The organism is Pseudarthrobacter sp. PS3-L1, from assembly GCF_030063285.1.
GTDB lineage: Bacteria > Actinomycetota > Actinomycetes > Actinomycetales > Micrococcaceae > Arthrobacter.
In genome coordinates this window covers 728,838-748,339 of the sequence record NZ_JASISU010000001.1, presented here as the reverse complement: position 1 = coordinate 748,339, position 19,502 = coordinate 728,838, and the positions used below count along the sequence as shown (strand labels likewise).

General features: G+C 61.3%; 17 protein-coding genes and 1 tRNA gene. 4 read left to right on the top strand and 14 right to left on the bottom strand.

Annotated features, from left to right (window positions below):
* Positions 1-16: 16 nt before the first annotated feature.
* Genes QMG79_RS03475 through QMG79_RS03460 form a run of 4 tightly spaced genes read left to right on the top strand, consistent with a single transcriptional unit; the run spans position 17 to position 4,055 of the window.
* Entirely contained in the window at positions 17-1,300 is a 1,284-nt protein-coding gene (locus QMG79_RS03475) for a branched-chain amino acid ABC transporter permease (RefSeq protein ID WP_283537356.1), read from the top strand.
* Positions 1,301-1,309: 9 nt separating this feature from the next.
* Positions 1,310-2,278 carry a branched-chain amino acid ABC transporter permease gene (locus tag QMG79_RS03470; protein ID WP_283537159.1) on the top strand — a complete coding sequence of 323 codons (969 nt, stop codon included), beginning with the start codon at positions 1,310-1,312 and terminating at the stop codon, positions 2,276-2,278.
* A complete protein-coding gene (locus QMG79_RS03465) occupies positions 2,275-3,288 on the top strand; it encodes an ABC transporter ATP-binding protein (RefSeq protein ID WP_283537158.1) in 1,014 nt (337 codons plus the stop codon). The genes QMG79_RS03470 and QMG79_RS03465 overlap by 4 nt, the downstream gene beginning before the upstream one ends.
* On the top strand, positions 3,285-4,055 hold the full coding sequence (locus tag QMG79_RS03460) for an ABC transporter ATP-binding protein (RefSeq protein WP_283537157.1): 771 nt from the start codon (positions 3,285-3,287) through the stop codon (positions 4,053-4,055). Before QMG79_RS03465 ends, QMG79_RS03460 begins: the two co-directional genes overlap by 4 nt.
* A gap of 486 nt (positions 4,056-4,541) precedes the next feature.
* Here QMG79_RS03460 and QMG79_RS03455 read toward each other — a convergent pair whose 3' ends face one another.
* The 14 genes from QMG79_RS03455 to QMG79_RS03390 all read right to left on the bottom strand — a co-directional run bounded on the left by QMG79_RS03455 (position 4,542) and on the right by QMG79_RS03390 (position 19,491).
* Positions 4,542-5,903 (bottom strand): ABC transporter substrate-binding protein, encoded by a 1,362-nt coding sequence (locus tag QMG79_RS03455; RefSeq protein WP_283537156.1) that lies wholly within the window; start codon positions 5,901-5,903, stop codon positions 4,542-4,544.
* A 205-nt stretch (positions 5,904-6,108) separates the two neighbouring features.
* A complete protein-coding gene (locus tag QMG79_RS03450) occupies positions 6,109-7,482 on the bottom strand; it encodes a CAP domain-containing protein (protein ID WP_283537155.1) in 1,374 nt (457 codons plus the stop codon).
* A 352-nt stretch (positions 7,483-7,834) separates the two neighbouring features.
* A tRNA-Leu gene (locus QMG79_RS03445) sits at positions 7,835-7,908 on the bottom strand.
* 18 nt (positions 7,909-7,926) lie between these two features.
* Positions 7,927-8,871, bottom strand: coding sequence for an N-acetyltransferase (locus QMG79_RS03440; protein ID WP_283537154.1), 945 nt, complete (start codon positions 8,869-8,871; stop codon positions 7,927-7,929).
* Between the two features lie 124 nt (positions 8,872-8,995).
* Positions 8,996-10,483 (bottom strand): NAD(P)/FAD-dependent oxidoreductase, encoded by a 1,488-nt coding sequence (locus QMG79_RS03435; protein ID WP_283537153.1) that lies wholly within the window; start codon positions 10,481-10,483, stop codon positions 8,996-8,998.
* Between the two features lie 38 nt (positions 10,484-10,521).
* Complete coding sequence (locus QMG79_RS03430; protein ID WP_283537152.1) at positions 10,522-11,916, bottom strand: S8 family serine peptidase; 1,395 nt, start codon at positions 11,914-11,916, stop codon at positions 10,522-10,524.
* 31 nt (positions 11,917-11,947) lie between these two features.
* Complete coding sequence (locus QMG79_RS03425) at positions 11,948-12,910, bottom strand: Ppx/GppA phosphatase family protein (protein WP_283537151.1); 963 nt, start codon at positions 12,908-12,910, stop codon at positions 11,948-11,950.
* On the bottom strand, positions 12,907-13,602 hold the full coding sequence (locus QMG79_RS03420) for a DUF501 domain-containing protein (protein WP_283537355.1): 696 nt from the start codon (positions 13,600-13,602) through the stop codon (positions 12,907-12,909). The genes QMG79_RS03425 and QMG79_RS03420 overlap by 4 nt, the downstream gene beginning before the upstream one ends.
* A 206-nt stretch (positions 13,603-13,808) precedes the next feature.
* Complete coding sequence (locus QMG79_RS03415) at positions 13,809-14,534, bottom strand: FtsB family cell division protein (protein ID WP_283537150.1); 726 nt, start codon at positions 14,532-14,534, stop codon at positions 13,809-13,811.
* Between the two features lie 108 nt (positions 14,535-14,642).
* Positions 14,643-15,923 (bottom strand): phosphopyruvate hydratase, encoded by a 1,281-nt coding sequence (eno, locus tag QMG79_RS03410; protein ID WP_283537149.1) that lies wholly within the window; start codon positions 15,921-15,923, stop codon positions 14,643-14,645.
* Between the two features lie 105 nt (positions 15,924-16,028).
* On the bottom strand, positions 16,029-16,637 hold the full coding sequence (locus tag QMG79_RS03405) for a MazG nucleotide pyrophosphohydrolase domain-containing protein (protein WP_283537148.1): 609 nt from the start codon (positions 16,635-16,637) through the stop codon (positions 16,029-16,031).
* A gap of 109 nt (positions 16,638-16,746) precedes the next feature.
* Complete coding sequence (locus QMG79_RS03400) at positions 16,747-17,892, bottom strand: adenosine deaminase (RefSeq protein ID WP_283537147.1); 1,146 nt, start codon at positions 17,890-17,892, stop codon at positions 16,747-16,749.
* Positions 17,893-17,931: 39 nt separating this feature from the next.
* Positions 17,932-18,660, bottom strand: a complete 729-nt coding sequence (locus QMG79_RS03395; protein WP_283537146.1) for a DedA family protein — start codon at positions 18,658-18,660, stop codon at positions 17,932-17,934.
* A gap of 201 nt (positions 18,661-18,861) precedes the next feature.
* Positions 18,862-19,491, bottom strand: a complete 630-nt coding sequence (locus QMG79_RS03390; protein ID WP_283537145.1) for a DedA family protein — start codon at positions 19,489-19,491, stop codon at positions 18,862-18,864.
* Positions 19,492-19,502: the final 11 nt, after the last annotated feature.

The window sequence follows — 19,502 nt, the reverse complement described above, 5'->3', positions numbered from 1 at the left end:
CGGACTGTTCATGATGATGGGTGCCGTTGCATCCTTTGTCATGGCAATCTTGCTGGTCGCAGCCCCTGCGTCCCTAGCGTCGACGCCGGCTCCCAGTGCACCGCCGTCGGACCAATCGTTCCAGAACAGCATTAGCGGATTCCTGCGGGATGACACCCGCGCGCCACTTCCCGAGGTCACCATAACGGCAACCAACGGAACGTTTACGGGCACAGCCACATCTGCGGCCAATGGCTCGTGGAACATCGGTGTTCCAGAGCAGGGCACGTACACGGTGGAACTCGATGAATCGACGCTGCCGGAAGGCATCAAGCTTGCCGATGGGCAGGACAACCCCAGGGACGTCACGTTCAGCCAGACCTCGAATCTCTCGGTGATCTTCGCCTTCGGCAAGGGCATTGTGGTCCAGCAGCAGGACTTCGGACAAAACCTGCTTAATCGCCTGGTTGCCGGACTGAGCTTCGGACTTCTGCTCGCCCTGGCTGCCGTTGGCCTGTCCCTGATTTTTGGCACCACCGGCCTGACCAACTTTGCACACGGCGAGATGGTCACCCTTGGTGCCGTTCTGGTCTTTGGCTTCAATGCCCTTGGACTGCCGTTCTGGCTTTCCATCTTGTTCGCGCTGGTGGGTGGAGGCGTTTTCGGCTATGCCCAGGATGCCGGACTCTGGCGCCCGTTGCGCAAACGCGGCAGCGGACTCGTTCCCATGATGATCGTCAGCATTGGCCTGGCCCTGGCGGTTCGCTACGTGATCCAGTTCTTCTTCGGCGGAGCTACCCAACAGCTGCCCTACGCACAGAGTGCAGAGGTCCAGATTGGACCCATCTCCATTTCGCCCAACAATCTCTGGTCCCTGGTCATCAGCGCAGTGGTCATTGCGATAGTGGGCGTGGTACTCCTCAAGACACGCCTCGGTAAGGCAACACGGGCCGTGGCAGATAACCCGTCACTTGCCGCAGCCTCGGGAATCGACGTGGACTCCGTCATCCGGATTGTCTGGATCACTGGCGGCGTACTCGCTTCACTGGGCGGTATCCTCTGGGCGTACTACAGGCCCGGAGTCACTTTTGACATGGGGTCCCAGATCCTGCTTCTGATCTTCGCCGGCGTGACGCTCGGCGGGCTGGGCACAGTATTCGGTGCCCTCATCGGCTCCGTAGTTGTTGGCATTTTTGTTGAATTGACAACTGTTTTTGGCCTGGCCGCCGACCTCAAGTACGTCGGTGCGCTTTTCATCATGATTGTTGTGCTCCTCTTCCGGCCACAGGGCATCCTGGGTCGCCGCGAGCGCGTGGGTTAGGAGACTGCCATGGACTTCGGAAACATATTTGCCAGCGCACTCGGCGAGATGTTCAGCCCCACGACGGCGGCCTACGCCCTCGCGGCCCTGGGCCTCGCCGTGCATTTCGGTTACTCCGGCCTGCTGAACTTCGGACAGGCAGGTTTCATGGCGGTGGGAGCTTACGGCTTCGCCGTCTCTACCCTCACCTTCGGGGTGCCCTTCTTTGTGGCACTCCTGATTGCCATTGTGTGCGCCACACTGTTCGCCCTCCTGCTCGGCATTCCCACGCTGCGCCTGAGGGCCGATTACCTCGCCATTGTGACGATCGCATCCGCGGAAATTGTCAGGTACATCGTCACCACCAACCAGTTGACCGCAGTGACTGGTTCAGCCAATGGGCTGGCAGCCTTCGAGGGTGGATTTTACTCCATGAACCCCTTCCCTGAGGGCTCCTATCTGGGCATGAACAACCGGGACTTCTTCATCCGTATTGTCGGATGGGGCGTGGTGATCATCTGCTGCATCCTTGTCTGGCTGCTGATGAGGAGCCCCTGGGGCCGTGTCCTCAAGGGCATCCGCGAGGACGAGAACGCAGTGCGCTCCCTCGGCAAAAACGTGTACGCCTATAAGATGCAGGCCCTGATCATCGGCGGTGTGCTTGGCGCGCTGGCAGGGATGATCTTCACGCTCCCTCGCGGCGCCGTGCAGCCGGCTAACTATGGGACAGAACTGACGTTCTTTCTCTGGACCTGCCTCCTCCTCGGTGGCATGGCCACAGTTCTCGGTCCCGTGATCGGCGCCATGATGTTCTGGGTGGTGCTCTCCTTGACGCAGAGCATCCTTTACGGACTGATCGAATCCGGTGCCATCACCTGGCTCACCACGGCGCAGGCAGGTCAGCTCCGCTACATCCTGGTGGGTGTGGCCCTGATGCTGTTGATGATCTTCCGGCCGCAAGGCGTGTTCGGTAACAAGAAGGAGTTGGCGTTCGCATGAGTACCTCAAGTGAGCACACCACGGACACCGGCGTGGACTTTATGACCGACAGCAGGCCAATCGCCGTTGGTGAAGCGTTGCCTGGGTGCAAGAAGCGCGACCCCATTGTCGTGGCCGAAAACGTGACCCGTAGCTTTGGCGGCATCAACGCCGTCGACGTCGACTATCTTGAGATTCCGCGTCACAAGATCACTGCACTGATTGGACCCAACGGCGCAGGAAAGACAACCCTGTTCAACCTGCTGACCGGCTTCGACACGCCCAATTCGGGTACCTGGACGTTTGAGGGCAAGAGCCTTGCAGGGGTTTCCTCCTACAAGGTGGCCCGGATGGGCATGGTCAGAACGTTCCAGCTGACCAAGGTCATGGGCAAGCTGACGGTAATGGAAAACATGCGCCTTGGCGCCGCGAACCAGCCTGGCGAAAGCCTGGGCAAGGCCCTGTTCAAGAACATCTGGGGCGGCCGGGAGAAAGAAATTACGGCGCAGGCCGAAGTACTCCTGGAGAAGTTCAAGCTCGATGCCAAAACTGACGACTATGCAGCCTCCCTCTCAGGTGGGCAACGAAAGCTTCTTGAGATGGCCCGGTCACTGATGGTCCAGCCCAAACTGGTGATGCTGGACGAGCCGATGGCAGGAGTAAATCCTGCGCTGACCCAGTCCCTGCTAGATCACATCAAGAATCTCAAGGCTGATGGTATGACAGTGCTTTTTGTGGAGCATGACATGCACATGGTGCGCCACATCGCCGACTGGGTAGTGGTCATGGCCGAGGGGAAGGTCGTCGCGGAAGGACCGCCCGGCGAGGTCATGAAAAATCCGGCAGTCATCGATGCCTACCTTGGGGCCCACCACGACGTGGATCTGGGTGATGCCGAGGGCATCCGGGAGTTGGAAGCCGAACTCGAGGCAAATGACGAGTCGGTGGTAGGCACCGAGGACGCCGGGATCATCGGCGTCGAAACTGTGACGGGACAGCCGCACAGCCGAACAGAAAAGGACACGCCATGAGCGCTACCAGCCCCGCAGCAGCTGCGGGTTCTACGGCCACCGAGGAAGCTGTGGTCAAGGTTACCGATCTGGTTGCCGGCTATCTCCCCGGGGTCAACATCCTCAACGGATGCAACATAGAGGCCCGCAAGGGCGAACTTATCGGCATCATCGGCCCCAACGGAGCTGGAAAATCAACCCTGCTCAAGGCGATGTTTGGGCTCGTCAAGGTGCATTCAGGAACGGTTGTGGTGCGCGGTCAGGACCTTACCGGACTCAAGGCCAACAAACTTGTCACGCAGGGCGTGGGATTTGTGCCGCAGACCAACAACGTGTTTGCGGCCCTGACCATCGAGGAAAACCTGCAGATGGGGATGTTCCAGCGGCCAAAGGACTTTGCCAACCGGTTCGACTTCGTGACGGGTCTCTTCCCCGAGCTCGGCAAGCGACGTGCGCAGCGGGCCGGCTCGCTGTCGGGTGGAGAACGCCAGATGGTCGCCATGGGAAGGGCGCTGATGATGGATCCTGCAGTGCTGCTGCTGGACGAACCATCTGCAGGCCTCTCCCCCGTCAAGCAGGATGAGACGTTCCTGCGGGTCCACGAAATCAACCGCGCCGGGGTCTCAGTGATCATGGTGGAGCAGAACGCGCGTCGTTGCCTCCAGATCTGCGATAGGGGTTACGTTCTGGACCAGGGCCGTGACGCCTACACAGGCACTGGCCGGGAGCTCATGAAAGACCCGAAGGTCATTCAGCTGTATCTGGGCACCCTGGCCGATTCCGACTAGGCACGCCGGGCCTAGGCCCGGGCTGAAGCCCAGGACAGCAGATTTTTCCCGCGAACACTCGAAGATTACCGAGCAAGATCACAGAGAAGGAGCCGTCCCAACGTGGGGCGGCTCCTTCTTTGCGTCCGCTTCCCCTGCACCCATAGTCTTTGCGTCAGGACGGGGCTCCGTAGCGGGCGTGGACGTCTGTGAAACCGGCTGCCACCCCTGTGCACTCCACGATGGCCGCAGGAGGCCCTGCAGGGCGCCGAGCTGGCACCTACGGCTGCATCAGGAGTGTGTCCAGTGGCCAACTGGCCCCTCCCGCGCTGGGACGGAGTGTAACTGTGAATCGCGGCATTCGTCACCGTCGCAGGAAACGGTGTGGGGCGTGAAGATCACTGGTGCTGACGCTGGTCGGCCCGTCAGGACGTCAGGTGGCTGAACAGCGAAAAGCCCCGGCCACCAAAGGCCGGGGCTTTCCATCTGTCGCTGGGAAAAGGCGGTTTACAGCTTGCCGAATTCTTCCTTGACGGGGGTGTAGGTGTTGTCTTCCTGGTATTCGTAGATCCCGATGTAGGCCTCTGTAGGATCACCAGCGTCGGAGAACGTGACCGGACCTGACTTTCCGTCGTAGTCAATGTCCTTGCCTTCACGGAGGAGCGTGACACAGGAGGCGAAGTTCATGCACTTCTCCCCTTCCTCGGAGACGCCCTTCAGTTGCGCTGCAATATCCGGACCCTTGACGCTGCCAGCAGCCTCAGCTGCCAGTGCGATCAGGTTGATGGCGTCGTAAGACTCGCCTGCGTAACTGAAGTCCTTGAGCGCCGGATCAACAGTGAGCAGGGACTTCTTGAAGTCGTCCTTGGCAAAGGTGCCTGGGATAGTGCCCTGAGCGCCCTTCAATGTACCCGGATCGAAGTCCTTGCTGTAGTCGGAGGTGTTTCCATCCACCAGGAACATCTGCGTAGGGTCGACGCCCTTACCGGTCAGGAGCGGAACAATGCTCTTGGCCTGGTCGAAGGTGATCAGGGCAATGGCATCCGGCTTGGCCGCAATGACCTTGTCAATCTGGCTGCTGAACTGCGAGTCGCCTTCGTTGAAGAGCTCCTCCGCAACAACCTGGCCGCCTGCTGCTTCAAAGGCTGATTTGATGTTGGTGGCCAGACCGGTTCCGTAGGCATCGTTGAGGACGATCATGCCCACGGTCTGGGCGCCACACGTTGCCATGTAGTTGCCCAGGACCTTGCCCTGCAGGACGTCCGAGGGAGCAGTTCGCCAGAACAGGCCCTTGTCATCCCACGTGGTGAAGTCTGGAGAGGTATTGGCCGGGGAGAACTGGATAACGCCGGCGCCGGTGATCTGGTTGATGACTGTCTTGGAGACACCTGACGATGCGGCACCGATGATGCCGCTGACGCCCTGGCCCAGGAGATCGGAGACCGACTGGGTAGCAATATCAGTCTTGGTATCGCCTGAGTCTCGCTGGATGACTTCAACGGGCTTGCCGAGCACTCCCCCTGCGTCGTTGATTTCCTTCAGGCCCAGGCCTACGCCCGCGATTTCGGGCGGGCCCAGGAATGCTAGCGAGCCGGTAGTGGGAAGAAGAGTGCCGAGCTTCAGCGGGGTATCACTGACGGTTTTAGTTTCCGGGACAGCACCGGTGTCCACAGCGGCTGCAGTGCTTCCAGCGCCTGCACCCTCTCCGGGTGCCGGGCAGGAAATACCCGACGTGGTCGTAGCGGAAGAGCTGCCTTCAGATGCGGCCGGCTCAGAGGTACCGCCACATGCGGTAGCCAAAAGGGCGACTCCGATTCCAAGCGCTGTGAGCTTGGCAACGCGGGGCGCACCTGGGTGGACTGAAATCATTAAGAATCTCCTCGATCGAAAGGTGCGAACGGCCTTTGATACGAATGGCCAGGTGTTCCTGGCTGAGCTTCAAGCTAATCTATATTCCCCGCGAACAAAAGTGACTTAGGTCACAGCCTTATAACAGTAGTTTTCTCTCAGAAATCGAACGCCGATCCCCAGACCCCGAACGTCCGTAAACTACTGCACTCCGCGGCACTCCCAGCTACGAAGAAACCACCTTCGGACCGGCACTGGTCCACGTAATGGTTCCCGCTTCAAAGCGTTGTGCGGCACCACCTTTAACCGGGTATTCGCCGGTCACCGGGAACCCCAGACGTCCAGCTGCACCTCCATTGGCCTTCCATGTCCCGAAGATCCCCCCGATAACAACATGGGTGTTGGTCGACGGGCTCCAGGTCACCGCCCCACGCATGAACTCCTGGACGGCACCGCCACTTCGAAAGCCGTACTGCTCATTCGTCAGGGGGAAACCCAAATACCCCTGGCTTCCACCCATCTGTTCCCATGTCCCCTTGATACCACCGAAAACAAAGTGGGCTCCGGTTGAAGGTGACCAGAAAAACTGACCCCCCTGGAAGTTTTGGACCGCACCGCCGGGAACTGACCGCTCGTTCTGAATCGGATACCGCAGGGCGCTCGAAGGACCTCCGGAAGAAGCCCAAGCGGGTCCAATAGCGCCGCTGAGATTGACGGCGCCGCCCTCGAGGGTCCAAGCCAAGCGACCGCGTTCGTACACCTGGAGGGAGCCCCCTCTCCCAGCCGCCTCATCTGAGACTGGATACCCAAGGTAGCCGTCCTGGGCCCAGTTGAAACGCCAGAGGGCACGGATGGCGCCGCCTGTAATTGCTGCGCCCGCAGCTGGAGACCAGGAAATGGTTGCCTTCTCGTATTCCTGGACTCGTCCGCCGGCGGCCAATCCAGTCACCTGCTTACCCGTGGCGGCGCCGAGAGCCTTTAGCCCTCCGGCGGACGAATATTTGACCGTGATGGGGTCTTTGGCAGTCCCAGCCAAGCCAAAGTAGTCCTTGGGCGTCGCGTACGTCTCGGCGGGCGCTTTGGTGAAGCCAAAGAAGTTCGCCAGGCCAGCCATGCTGTAGTTATTTGTTGCATTGGTGAAACTGATACCCAAGCCAACCACTGTCATCCGCTTGTCCAAGAGAACCGCCTTGTGCGAGGGAGAGCTCTTCCACCAATCCACCAGCGCGGCGGCCTTACGGTCCCACCTGACGGCGATGACCTCCCCTGCGGCATTCCACCCGACAGCCCGAGAATCATTGAGGAAGCCCGGATTGTGTTCGATTGCCTGCCGGGAGGCCATCGCTGCTACCCATTCCTGCGACATCCGGCTGACCTTCGCGTTGTAGCGAACCGCTGGTACCCCATTGGCCTTCCGGTAGGCATTAATTGCGTCAAAGACAGCAATAATCTCCTTGCTGTTGTCCTGCCGGACGAGCGCAGCCGGAACGACAGGCGACGCCACGCTGGGCACCGCAAACGCGGGTGCAGTAGGAACGAGGGAAAAACTGAACAGGACCACTAGCGCCAAGGCGCCAAGACGTGAAAAGGCTCGGAACACGGTACAACCTTCGGATGAGACGTGGCATTGGATCTGTACCCCAAGTGGGACTAGAGCCCACAACACACAGATTTTAAGTCCTGCGCCACCCCAGCTGGCGAGATCTTTCTAGATCGGACTTGCCTAGATTACGCGGAACTTGGAATCCGCACAATTGGCCGAAATCAGCGGTCACCGGCTGCAACTGGCGCCACATCCATCCGGTTCCAGGGGCCCTTCGTCGCAAGGGGCTGCCATCCCACCCCGACATCTCACCGAAACTCCCACCCAACGGATTGCGCGGAGGCTGCAATGGAACAGAAGCGGCTCCGGATCCCCTGTAACCACAGGGGGTCCGGAGCCGCTTCGTCAGTACCCCAAGTGGGACTCGAACCCACAACACACAGATTTTAAGTCTGTTGCCTCTGCCAATTGGGCTATTGGGGCCCCGGTATATCGTACCGGTCAGAATCGCTCCTGCTGGTGCGCGTAAGTGAAGGCACCATGGACCCCTCCGGGCCACAGTGCCAGGGGCAGGAGTTGGAAGTGCTCCTTCCACCCTGGGTCGGGAGACTCAACGCCAAGCGACGCCGCGGAGACGAAGCCGAACCGTTGGTAGAACCCAGGGTCTCCGCGGAGCGCAATTCCACGTTCCCCCGCAGCGTTGGCACGATGGATGGATTCGTGGACCAGGGCACTGCCGACTCCGTGTCGCTGCAGCCGCGGTGCCACCGCCAGCGGACCCAGCGCCAACAGGTCGAGGCCGTCGGCAGATCCGCGGGTGCTGATGACGTACCCCACCACCTTGCCAGCACTCTCCGCCACGAGGCTGAAACCGGGGAGATAAGCCGAATGCTCCCACAAGTGCCGGAGCATGGCTGCTTCCTGTGGCTCACCCTCCACCGGCAACCCCGTGGCGGGTGCTAGAGCAAATGCTTCAGACACCAGGGCCAGGATGGCTGGCCGGTCGGCGGCTTCTTCCGCCCGCAACCTTATGGGGCTCAGCGGCACCTGCGCGTGCCGGGCAGAAAGCTCCTGCAGTGTTTCGACTGCTCGGGCTGCATCGGCAACCGAAACAAGCAGGTGATCGTGATGCAACCCTGCGAGCACATTACAGCTGATCCGCGCCTCTGCGAGGACCTTGCTGACTTCTGCGGTGAGCCCCACGGCCTCCAGTGATGAGCGGACTTCCAGGGTGATCCACGCCGCCACAAAGTCGTATTCAAGCCCCAGCTGGTCAGCTTTCAGGCGGGGCAGGACAAGGGTCCGTCCCTCAGCCTCAAGAACAGTGGCCGCACACTCGGCCGGTACAGGGGAATCGCGCGGGACGCTGACAAAAACCCATTCCCCCGGGACGAGGGTTGGCCGCAATGAGGCGAGGAGGGTTGCCAGGAGTGTTTCTGCGATCATGCGACAAGTCTAGACACTGACTCCGTGGGGTACGTCCGGGGATGGAACGTCGGCGTCCCAAAGGGCAGTTAAATGCCGACGGCGGCCCTCCAGATGGAGAACCGCCGTCGACAGATTCAGATACTTACTTCGCTTCCGCCGTCACCGGTTCCTTCGGGTCTACCTTGGTCTTTTCAGCAGAGCCCTCCGCACCAGCAATGGGAGCGTCGGTTTTGGTGTCCTCAACCTTGGCTGCCGGCTTCGGGGCAGGAGTGGCGGCAGCAACAAAAGCTCCGCGGGGGTTGTCGAGATCCAGCAGCTGCGTGGTGTCGCGGCCCAGGAAGAGCGACCAGAGCCAGCCTGAAATGACACGGAACTTGCGCTCCACCGTCGGCATGGCGAAGCCGTGGTAGCCACGGTGTGCGAGCCACGCCAGCGGACCCTTCAGGCCAATGCGACCAAAGAGGTTGATGTTGGCGACACCCTTCCACTGGCCGAATCCGGCCACGGCACCAAGGTTCTTGTGCTTGTAGTCAGTCAGCGACTTGTTCCAGCGAGAAGCCCACAGGTTCTTGGCAAGGCGCTTGGCCTGGCGAAGTGCGTGCTGTGCGTTCGGGACACACGTGCCGTCTGGCAGGCCTGTGCCCGAGAGATCAGGAACAGCTGCAATGTCGCCGGCAGCCCAGGCGTGCTCGATGATGCCCTCATCGCCTGCAATGCGAAGGTCGGGAAGCACCCGGACGCGTCCACGGGGCTCGAGCGGGAAATCGGTGGAACGGACCATGGGGTTGGCCATGACGCCAGCTGTCCACACCAGGGTGTCAGCTTCAAATTCCTGGGCCGGGGTCTTGTCCGGGAGGTTGATGAGCTTGAGCGAACCCTCAGCGTTGTCCAGGGACGTGTTGAGCAGGACTTCGATGTTACGGCTGCGGAGGTGCTCGACAACCCAGTCAGCCTGGGCAGCGGTGACCTCGGGCATGATCCGTCCCATGGCCTCGACCAGGACGAAGCGAACTTCCTCCTGCTTGATGCGCGGGTTGTTCTTGACAGCCGCGCGGGCCATGTCTTCCATTTCGGTGATGCACTCGATGCCGGCGAAACCGCCACCAACAACAACGAAGGTCAGGGCTCGGGCGCGTTCTGCGGGGTCCGTCATGACCGAGGCAACCTCGATCCGGTCAAGGACCTTGTCGCGAAGCGCAACAGCTTCCTCAATGGTCTTGAGGCCTATGCCCTTGTCCGCCAGTCCCTTGATGGGGAATGTACGGGTGATGGCGCCCGCTGCCAGAACCACGTCGAAGTACGGAATTTCGATGTTCTCGCCGCCCTCGGAAGGGGCAACCACTGCAGTGCGGTTGACGTGGTCGATCGAGGTGACCCGACCCTGGATGAGTTCCGTCTGCTTGAGGTGCTGGCGGTGCGAAACCACAGCGTGGCGCGGTTCAATGTTGCCGCCGGCGACCTCGGGGAGGAAGGGCTGGTACGTCATATAGGGCAGTGGATCCACGAGGGTGACAATGCCACCGGCATTCGCGATCTTCTTCTGCAGTTTGAGTGCTACGTACAGGCCGACATAGCCACCGCCGACGACGAGCACACGGGGACGGTCCTGGAGCTGGGGAGTGATTGCCATGGCTCCAGAATACAGCAGTTTGTGAAAATCTTCACTAACTACTTGCGCTCACCTGAACCCACCTGATCCATGACGCCGGTATCAGGATCCTCCCGCAGGGATGAGGCACTTCTAGCTGCCCTGGCAAGGTGGATTCCTGCACCCGCCAGGACCAGGATGAACACGGCGCCAGCCCCGACGACAACAGTGCCGGTGACCATCCCATCCATTCGCTGGGGGGCAACTGCTACGGGGATGGTTGCCGCTGGCAGGGTGGGAACAGCCGAAGGAGCCGGTTCGGCAGGCTTGGCGGGTGTCGTTTCGAGGCTGCCGCGCCGATGCACAGTAATCCAGTCTGCGATGCTGCCCAGCGGATTGGTGTCCACGTCGGCTACATCGGCCCTGAGCGCCGCATTGGCATCCATGACACCGAACCCATAGAGCGGGTCTTTGCCGGGAGCTCCAGCATCCTTGGCTGTACTAACGATCCTGTTGATGACCTGTTCAGCTGTCATGTCAGGCCATTCAGAGCGGATCAGGGCAGCAATACCAGCCACGATGGGCGTGGCGCCAGATGTTCCAGCCCACTCGGCATATCCGCCACCGGGAAGCCCCCCTACGAGATCCTCAGCCGGGGCCGCCACGCCAATGCTGATGCCCTGGGATGACGAATCCACGCTCGCCACACCGTTCCGGTCCAGACCAGCAACGGTGAGGACGCCCGGAATGGTGGCAGGTGCGCCTACCTGGACATTGCCACCAACCCTGTTTCCTGCCGCGGCGACAATAACCACATCCTTCTGCTCGGCATACAGGAACGCGGCATCCCAACTCTGTGGCCACTGCGGCGATGTGCTGCCGAGGGAGATATTGATGACGCGGGCCCCGTTGTCCACTGCCCAGCGGACGGCCTCGGGAATCTGGTCCTGGTCGCTCTTCCCCGCCGGATTCTCGGAGCCGAGCCACGTTGATACGGAGAGCAGTTCAGCTTCCGGGGCAACGCCGATAATTCCGTCCGCACCCTTGAGGTCAGGATCCGGTGTTGGCGATGCGCTGGGACTGGCAGAGCTGCTCGGCGCTGGTGCGGGCGGCCTTTGGTGGCCCCTGCCAGCAAGCATGGAGGCAACCAGGGTGCCGTGCTCCGGTTCGGCCCCAATCCCCTTCTGGCCGTTGGCGGAGCCGGCGCCCGAGGCGTCATAGCCGCCGGTAACTGCACCTTTCAGATCCGGGTGGCTGGCATCCACCCCGCTGTCGATCACGGCAACTTTGACCCCTGCGCCCTTGGAAATTTCCCAGGCCTTGGTCACCCCGTATTCGCTGAGCCAGTACTGCTTGTCCCTGATCTCCTCGGCGTGCGCAGCCGGGGCAGTTCCAAGGGTGGCGCTAAGGCCTGCGACGAGTAGGGCGGTGGCCGCAGCTGATACCCGGGCAATCCGGCCAGGTGATCTGGTCATAACGTTCCGATGCTCAGTGTGGGGTTCCCGGTCATCGCGGCTGGTTCCGGCCGATGCTGAGGGCAATTCCATCAAGGATATCGTGTTCGCTGGTCATCACCGACTCGATGCGACCATCACTCAACGCCGCTAAACGGCTGACGACGCGTCGCCACACGAGCGCGCCGGCGCCAATGACATCGACGCGGCCCGGGTGCATGTACGGCAGCACCGAGCGCTGCTCCCGTGTCATAGCCAAGAGCTCGGAGCAAGCAGCGGCAATGGTTTTGAGGTCCAGTTCCCTGCCATGGATAGCCGACGCCGAGTATTCCGTCAGGTGGAGTGCGTGGGCGGTGATGGTGGTGACGGAACCTGCCACGCCCACCAGTGCCGTCGCGCGCTGCAGCGGCACAACAGCCAGCGCGGCGTCAATGGCGGCGTCGACGTCGGCCTCTGCTGCGGTGATCTGTTCCAGTGTGGGCGGGTCGCCAAGCAGATGCCGTTCGGTCATCCGGACACAGCCGACGTCCACAGACTTTGCTGCCTCCACGCCCCCGGCGTCACCAAGGACAAACTCGGTACTGCCGCCCCCGAGGTCAACCACCACAACGTGATCGCCCGCCGCAATGGGAAGGACACTACTGGCTCCGGCGAAAGACAGGGCAGCTTCTTCGTCTCCACTGATGACTTCGGGCTCAACTCCCAGCAGGTCTTTGATGCCATCCACGAAGACGTGCCTGTTGCTGGCATCGCGGCTTGCCGAGGTGGCAACAAAGCGCACTGCGACGGCGCCATGCTCCCGGATCAGGGCAGCATAGTCTGCCGCGGCCGCGAAGGTGCGCTTGAGGGCTTCCGGCGCCAACTCCCCTGTCGCGTCAACGCCCTGGCCCAGACGCACTACCCGCATCTCACGCACTATGTCCACAAGGGTGCAGGCATCACCGTCCTGGACAGCATCAGCAATCAGCAGTCGGATGGAGTTCGTGCCGCAGTCGATCGCGGCCACACGCGTCACTGGGCACCTTCTGTCTGCGCGGCACTGCGCCGAACCGGAGCTGGCCGTCCCACCATGGCTGGCAGGCCCTGCGGTCCGTGCCTGCTGAGGTCCTGCGAGGGTGTTACTCCGTCGGTGTCCCACGCGCCATCGCACCAGCAGCGGTCTGCAGTCCACCATTCCCCGATCAGGCCCAGTGCCTCGTCGCCGAGTGGATTGACACCGGGGCCGGCAGCCAGTGAATGGCCTACCAGGACATGCAGGCATTTGACCCGGGTGGGCATACCTCCCGCGGAGATGCCCGCAATCTCGGGTACCGGTCCAGTACCGGCGCGCAGCCCAACGGCAGACCGTGCCGCGAGATAGGACTCGTGGGCTGCCGCATAGCTTTCTTGCAGGTCAGCCTCCACGCTGAGGCGCTCATTCATGGCGCCCATGGTGCCCCCAGCTTCCAGGCGGGACACAGCGGCGGTGATGACCGGATGCGTGAGGTAGTACGTGGTGGGAAAGGGAGTGCCATTGCTGAGGCGGGGTGCTGTGGCCGCCACCAGGGGATTCCCGCACACGCAACGTGCCGGAATTTCCACCACGTCACGCACGGGCCGTCCGAGTTGCCGGCTCAGGACCTCAAGGTCATGTGCGGACGGAGTACTGGGGCTTGGCGACGCACGTCGTGCAGGCTCCCCCGCCTGTGCTGCAGTGCTGGCATCCAGATCTTCTGGGATGTCTGCGGCCTGGTGTGTATCCACTGGAACTGCTGTCCTTCCTGCCCTGGGTGCCACCGGCCAGTTGCCGAGGTCTGCGGAGGGCCCGCATGGTGCTGATGGAGTCTGTATCCTGCGTGCAGTGACGTTATCCCTGGGAGCAGCGGCCGGCCCGGGAAAGTCTCAAAACAGGGTACGGGTGGGAGTCCTGGTGATCAGTCGGTGCCGGAGCGCGTGATCGACTGCCACATTGCGTCAACCCACGGCGTGTTGGCGGGATTCTCCGACGGCGCGGCCGCTTCTGAAGAATCCTCGGCCGGAACGCCGTCAGTCCCGAAGACCCAGTAGCTGGTTTCCCCTGGCATCACCATGTTAATCCGATCACGGGCCTGCTGCTTGACGTAGTTGGGGTCCTGCCAGCGTGAAATCTGCTGGTTGAGTCCAGCCTGTTCTTCCTGGCGGGCAGCAATGTCTGCGTTTAGCGCACTGATTTCGGCTCGCTTGTCCAGGAATATCTTGACGGTGGGGGCCAGCATGATGGTGATCGCGATCATCACGACCGCAAGCGCCAGCATCCTGCCAGAAAAACCCTTGGCGGGCACGGGTCCGTCGGCATCCCCCTGCGGCCTCTGCGGAGCACTCAGGGCGACAGACTTTCCAGTCGGGACAGCCAGCTCCTTGCCACCAGATCGACCCACCGCACTTTGCCCTGCGTTGAGCCCAGCGGCTTTCCCCCCACCCGAAGCCTGTTCCCTGCCAGCAGACTGATCCTGCACGGTTGGTCCTGATGAACCAGCGGTTGTGGAGCGTCCTGCAGGAGAAATCTTGCCAGCAGCTGCATGGCCGAAATCTGCCCGGATGACGTCCGCTGCCTGATGTTCTTCCGCAGCAGGCTTGCGGCTGGGGGTAACCCTGGGAACGTGGGGACGGCGGGTAGCCATGACACTCCTGTATCTGTTCCGGCCTGCGGCCCAACTGACGTGCACCGAAAACAAAACCGGCGGCTATGGTCTTTCAACCATAACCGCCGGTCCTGTGGTGGGCTGTAATTAACCCTTGAAACGCGGGAAAGCGCTGCGGCCTGCATAGCGCGCAGCGTCGTCGAGCTCTTCCTCGATGCGCAGGAGCTGGTTGTACTTGGCAACCCGCTCTGAGCGCGCCGGGGCACCCGTCTTGATCTGGCCTGCGTTGGTGGCCACTGCGATGTCGGCAATGGTGGTGTCCTCGGTCTCGCCGGAGCGGTGCGAGGTGATGGTGGTGTACCCAGCGCGCTGGGCCAGTGATACGGCGTCGAGGGTCTCGGTCAGGGAACCAATCTGGTTGACCTTGACCAGGAGCGAGTTGGCGGTCTGGGTGTCTACACCCTGCTGCAGACGCTCCGGGTTGGTGACGAACAGGTCATCGCCAACGATCTGGACCTTGTCACCGATTGCATCGGTGAGGGCCTTCCAGCCTTCCCAGTCGTTTTCGTCCAGCGGATCTTCAATGGAGACCAGCGGGTAGTCGGCAACGAGTTCCGCGTAGTACGAGCTCATCTCCGCTGCGGTCAGTGCCTTGCCCTCGAACTGGTAAGCGCCATCGGTGAAGAATTCCGAGGATGCCACATCCAGCGCAAGCCCAATGTCCTTGCCCGGGGTGTAGCCAGCGTTCGTGATGGCTTCCAGGATCAGGTCCAGAGCGGCGCGGTTTGACTCCAGGTTCGGGGCAAAGCCACCTTCGTCACCAAGGCCCGTTGCGAGGCCCTTGGACTGAAGCACTGCCTTGAGCGCGTGGTACACCTCGACGCCCCAGCGAAGGCCTTCCGAGAACGTCTCGGCGCCCAGAGGAACAACCATGAATTCCTGGATGTCAACATCGGAGTCAGCGTGCGAGCCACCGTTGAGGATGTTCATCAACGGAACCGGCAGAACGTGAGCGTTCGGGCCGCCCAGGTACTTGTACAGCGGCAGGTCTGCCGAGGCAGCGGCAGCGTTGGCTACTGCGAGGGAGACGCCCAGGATAGCGTTTGCACCCAATTTGGACTTGTTCGGGGTCCCGTCCAGATCGATCATGGCCTGGTCGATGCTGCGCTGGTCGGTGGCGTCAAAGCCAGTCAGGGCGGGGGCGATCTGGTCGATGACCGCGTCAACTGCTTTCTGGACGCCCTTGCCGAGGTAACGGCCCTTGTCGCCGTCGCGGAGCTCGACTGCCTCGTGCTCGCCGGTGGACGCGCCGGACGGAACCGCTGCGCGGCCAATCTGGCCGTCCGAGAGCAGGACTTCAACTTCTACGGTGGGGTTGCCGCGGGAATCAAGGATCTCGCGTGCGTGGATGGCATCGATAAGCGCCATGGATGTGCTCCTTTATGGTGAAGCGGTCTACAGGGAAAATGCAGGAAAAATGGACGTCCTCGTCAGCACCCAGCCTAGTCCAGAGTGCTGCGTGTTACACCTCGCTTATCCAACCAATGGACTGGTGTGCGGCGGGAGGGTGTTCGTTTGATACGTGGTAATGGCCCCCCGCAGGGCACGCTCAGCGTCAAAACCGAAAACCCGTGCGGCTTCCACCAGTGCAAAAAGCTGGTCACCGAGTTCAGCTTCGGAGATCAGGTCGCCATGCTGTGCCGACGCCGAGGGTCGTTGATGACCCGACCGTTCTGCCCGATCCAGGGTCTTCTGCGCGCGAGCGAGGGCCGGGAGGGACTGTGGAATACCGTCAAAGGGATCTGTTCGCTGGGGTTTTTCAGATTTCTTGACCTCGTCCCATGTCTGCACGATCTGGTCCACGGTTGCCGGAAACGTCTCCCGCAGTGAACCGTCGGGTAGGAACACGTGGGGGTTTCGGCGAATCATCTTGGCATTGATGGACCCGGCAACATCGGCAAAGCTGAAAGATCCCCGCTCGTGGGCCAGTTGTGAATGCAACACCACCTGGAGCAGGACATCGCCCAGCTCGTCCCGAAGCTCGGAATCGATGATGCCAGCGCCTGACTCGATGACCTCGGCAACCTCGTGGGATTCCTCAAGAAGGTACTCCACCAGCGACTCATGGGTCAGAGCTGCCATCCAGGGACAATGTTCCCGGAGGGCAGAAATAGTCTCCAGGAGGTCCCCAAGTTGGCCACCTTGGCCAGTCCGCCGGAAGGCGGACTGGCCAAGAGGCGCAGAGGGGGTCTCAGCCAAGGGTTTCGTAGGCTTCGTTGATGTACTCCACCAGGGCTTCCTTCTCTTCCAGGGGAAGGAAGGCAGCCTCGGCAGCGTTGAGGGTCAGTTCCAGGAGATCATCTAGATCGTAGTCAAAAGTCTCGACCAGGAGTTCGAATTCGTCCGTGAGGCTGACACCGCTCATGAGGCGGTTGTCGGTATTGATCGTGACGTTGAAACCAAGTTGGTAGAGCATGTCCACCGGGTGGCTCTCAATGTCCTCACCGAAGTTGGCGATAGCGCCGGTCTGCAGGTTTGAGGACGGGCAGATTTCAAGTGCGATCCCGCGGTCCCGGACCCAGCTGGCAAGGTCGCCCAGGGTGACGAGGCCAATGTTGTCCTCCGGATCATCTGATTCTTCGTCGGACTCGAATTCGACCATGATGTCCTCGGCAATGCGGACGCCGTGGCCCAGGCGAAGCGCCCGTCCGTCGACGAGGGCGGACTGGATACTCTCAAGCCCCGCCGCCTCACCAGCATGCACTGTTGCCGGGAAGTTGTTCTCGGCCAAGAAAGTGAATGCGTCACGGAACCGGGCCGGGAGGAAACCGTCTTCGGCACCAGCAATATCGAAGCCAACAGCGCCTTTGTTCCGGTGGCGGACAGCGAGTTCGGCTATTTCCTGGCCGCGGTCAGCGTGCCGCATGGCGGTAATGAGCTGACCCACCTGGATCTCGCGGCCTGAATCGGAAACCGCCTCGATACCGGCTTCAAGGCCTTCCTGGACTGCCTCCACAACCTCATCAAGCGAGAGGCCCTTCTGGAGGTGCTGCTCGGGGGCCCAGCGCACTTCGCCGTACACAACGCCGTCGTCCGCGAGGTCCTCAACAAATTCCTTGGCGACGCGGATCAGCCCCTCGCGGGTCTGCATCACGGCAATGGTGTGGTCAAAAGTCTCCAGGTAGCGAACCAGTGAGCCCGAGTTGGCGGATTCGCGGAACCACTCGCCCAGTGCAACGGTATCCGTTGACGGAAGTGTGTGGCCCACAGCCTCGGCTAGTTCAATAATGGTCGCAGGCCTCAGGCCACCGTCAAGGTGGTCATGCAGGGAGACCTTGGGAAGGCTCGAGAGGTTGAAATCAAGGGCAGGGGCAGCGTCAAGAATTGGCTCAGTCACGTTCCAACCATAGAGTTGACCGGCTTCTTATGCCAGCCGCTAGCGTCCGTCAGCCTCGGCTTCGGTGACAGAGCCAGCCAACTGCGGTGAGACACCGCCGTTTGATGGCCGAGTGCCCTCAGGGCCGCCATCCAGCCAGTCATCTGCCTTTTTCGCATCGTTTTTGGCGAGATGGCTATGCCACAGCCGCAGCGCGTGGTCAATCACCACTCCCAGGACGATCGCGAAGACAACAGCAATGAGTACGCTCAGCAGTGGATTGCTATGCAGCCAGGGGAAGGAACTCGCCAGGAGTCCGATGCCGATGGAGTAGCCCACCCACGTGGTGCACGCCATGGCGTCAAGGATGAAAAACCGGCGGTGCCCGAACCCTGTTGTTCCTGCGACATAATTCACGGCCACTCGACCCCAGGGAATGTAGCGGGCTGTGAAGATGAGCACGGCTCCGCGTTTGTCGAGCCCCGAACGGGCCCAGTCGAAGACTTTGCGGACGCGCGGGCGGCGCATCCACTTCCAGCGCTCAAGGCCAATCCGGCGACCCAGCATGAAAGCCATATTGTCGCCTGCGATGGCGCCAACTAGCGCTGTCGCACCCAGGATCCACAGGTTGGGCTCTCCGCTGATTCGGGAGAAGGTAGCCAGCGCGACAATGAGGGTCTCGCTGGGAACGATCATGGCGAATCCGTCAACGAAGAAGAACACCAGAAGAATAGGGTAGATCCACCACTGACCAGCTGCATGGAGTACAGCGTCATATAGGAAGTCCACGCGGGTCCTGCTCCTCAACGAAAGTGACTATAACGCACGGATGAAAAGAAAATGGGAGTGTCCCACGGCTGGAACGTCGTTCGCTACGTTCCAGCCGTGTGGACGTCCCTCAACGATACCGCTGCAGCCTTATGGAAATCGTCGTCCCACGGGCTGATCTGCGGAGGTGGTCCGTGTCCACCCCTGGGTGGACAGATGCCCTCAGGCATCGGTTTCCCGCAGGCGCTCGACGGCGGAGCTCTTGCCGCGGAGCCTGTTGATCACGTAGTCCACCGCAATGCCCAAAACCACTGCGCAAACAATGGCAATCACTGCACCCAAAAGATGGTTGCTCTCAAACCATTGACCGAAGAACAGCCCGATCGCCACCGAGTACACAGCCCAGAGAACTGCTGAGAGTGCAGTAAGCAGCACAAAACGTCCCCTGCTGTACCGGGTCACGCCAGCAGTGAAGTTGACCGCCACCCGCCCGATGGGGATGAAACGCGCCACCAGGATCAGGGACGCTGGTCGCTTGCGAAGCTCAGTTCCTGCCCACGAGAAGGATCGCTGCATCCTTGGCCTGCGCATCCAGGCCCACCGATCAGTGCCAATCTTTTGCCCAATCACGTAGGCAATGTTGTCGCCGAGGAATGCCCCCAGCGCTGCCACAACCATAAGTAGCCACGGGTTCGGTACTGCAGCTGTGGCAGCTACCGCGGCCAGGCCAACAACAACCGATTCGCTGGGTATGGGCGGGAAAAACCCGTCAATGATGCAGCAGGCCAAGACCAGGAACAGAACCCAGGGTTGGCCCGCTGCCGCGAGAATGAAGTCATTGATTTCCTGCACACTGTCCTAAC

Excerpts from the sequence above, each read along its gene's own strand:
- QMG79_RS03430 (WP_283537152.1), bottom strand. The coding sequence starts at position 11,916 with ATGACCAGATCACCTGGCCGGATTGCCCGGGTATCAGCTGCGGCCACC.
- QMG79_RS03465 (WP_283537158.1), top strand. The coding sequence starts at position 2,275 with ATGAGTACCTCAAGTGAGCACACCACGGACACCGGCGTGGACTTTATG.
- QMG79_RS03435 (WP_283537153.1), bottom strand. The coding sequence starts at position 10,483 with ATGGCAATCACTCCCCAGCTCCAGGACCGTCCCCGTGTGCTCGTCGTC.
- QMG79_RS03470 (WP_283537159.1), top strand. The coding sequence starts at position 1,310 with ATGGACTTCGGAAACATATTTGCCAGCGCACTCGGCGAGATGTTCAGC.
- QMG79_RS03460 (WP_283537157.1), top strand. The coding sequence starts at position 3,285 with ATGAGCGCTACCAGCCCCGCAGCAGCTGCGGGTTCTACGGCCACCGAG.
- QMG79_RS03475 (WP_283537356.1), top strand. The coding sequence starts at position 17 with ATGGGTGCCGTTGCATCCTTTGTCATGGCAATCTTGCTGGTCGCAGCC.
- QMG79_RS03405 (WP_283537148.1), bottom strand. The coding sequence starts at position 16,637 with ATGGCAGCTCTGACCCATGAGTCGCTGGTGGAGTACCTTCTTGAGGAA.
- QMG79_RS03455 (WP_283537156.1), bottom strand. The coding sequence starts at position 5,903 with ATGATTTCAGTCCACCCAGGTGCGCCCCGCGTTGCCAAGCTCACAGCG.
- QMG79_RS03440 (WP_283537154.1), bottom strand. The coding sequence starts at position 8,871 with ATGATCGCAGAAACACTCCTGGCAACCCTCCTCGCCTCATTGCGGCCA.
- eno (WP_283537149.1), bottom strand. The coding sequence starts at position 15,923 with ATGGCGCTTATCGATGCCATCCACGCACGCGAGATCCTTGATTCCCGC.
- QMG79_RS03415 (WP_283537150.1), bottom strand. The coding sequence starts at position 14,534 with ATGGCTACCCGCCGTCCCCACGTTCCCAGGGTTACCCCCAGCCGCAAG.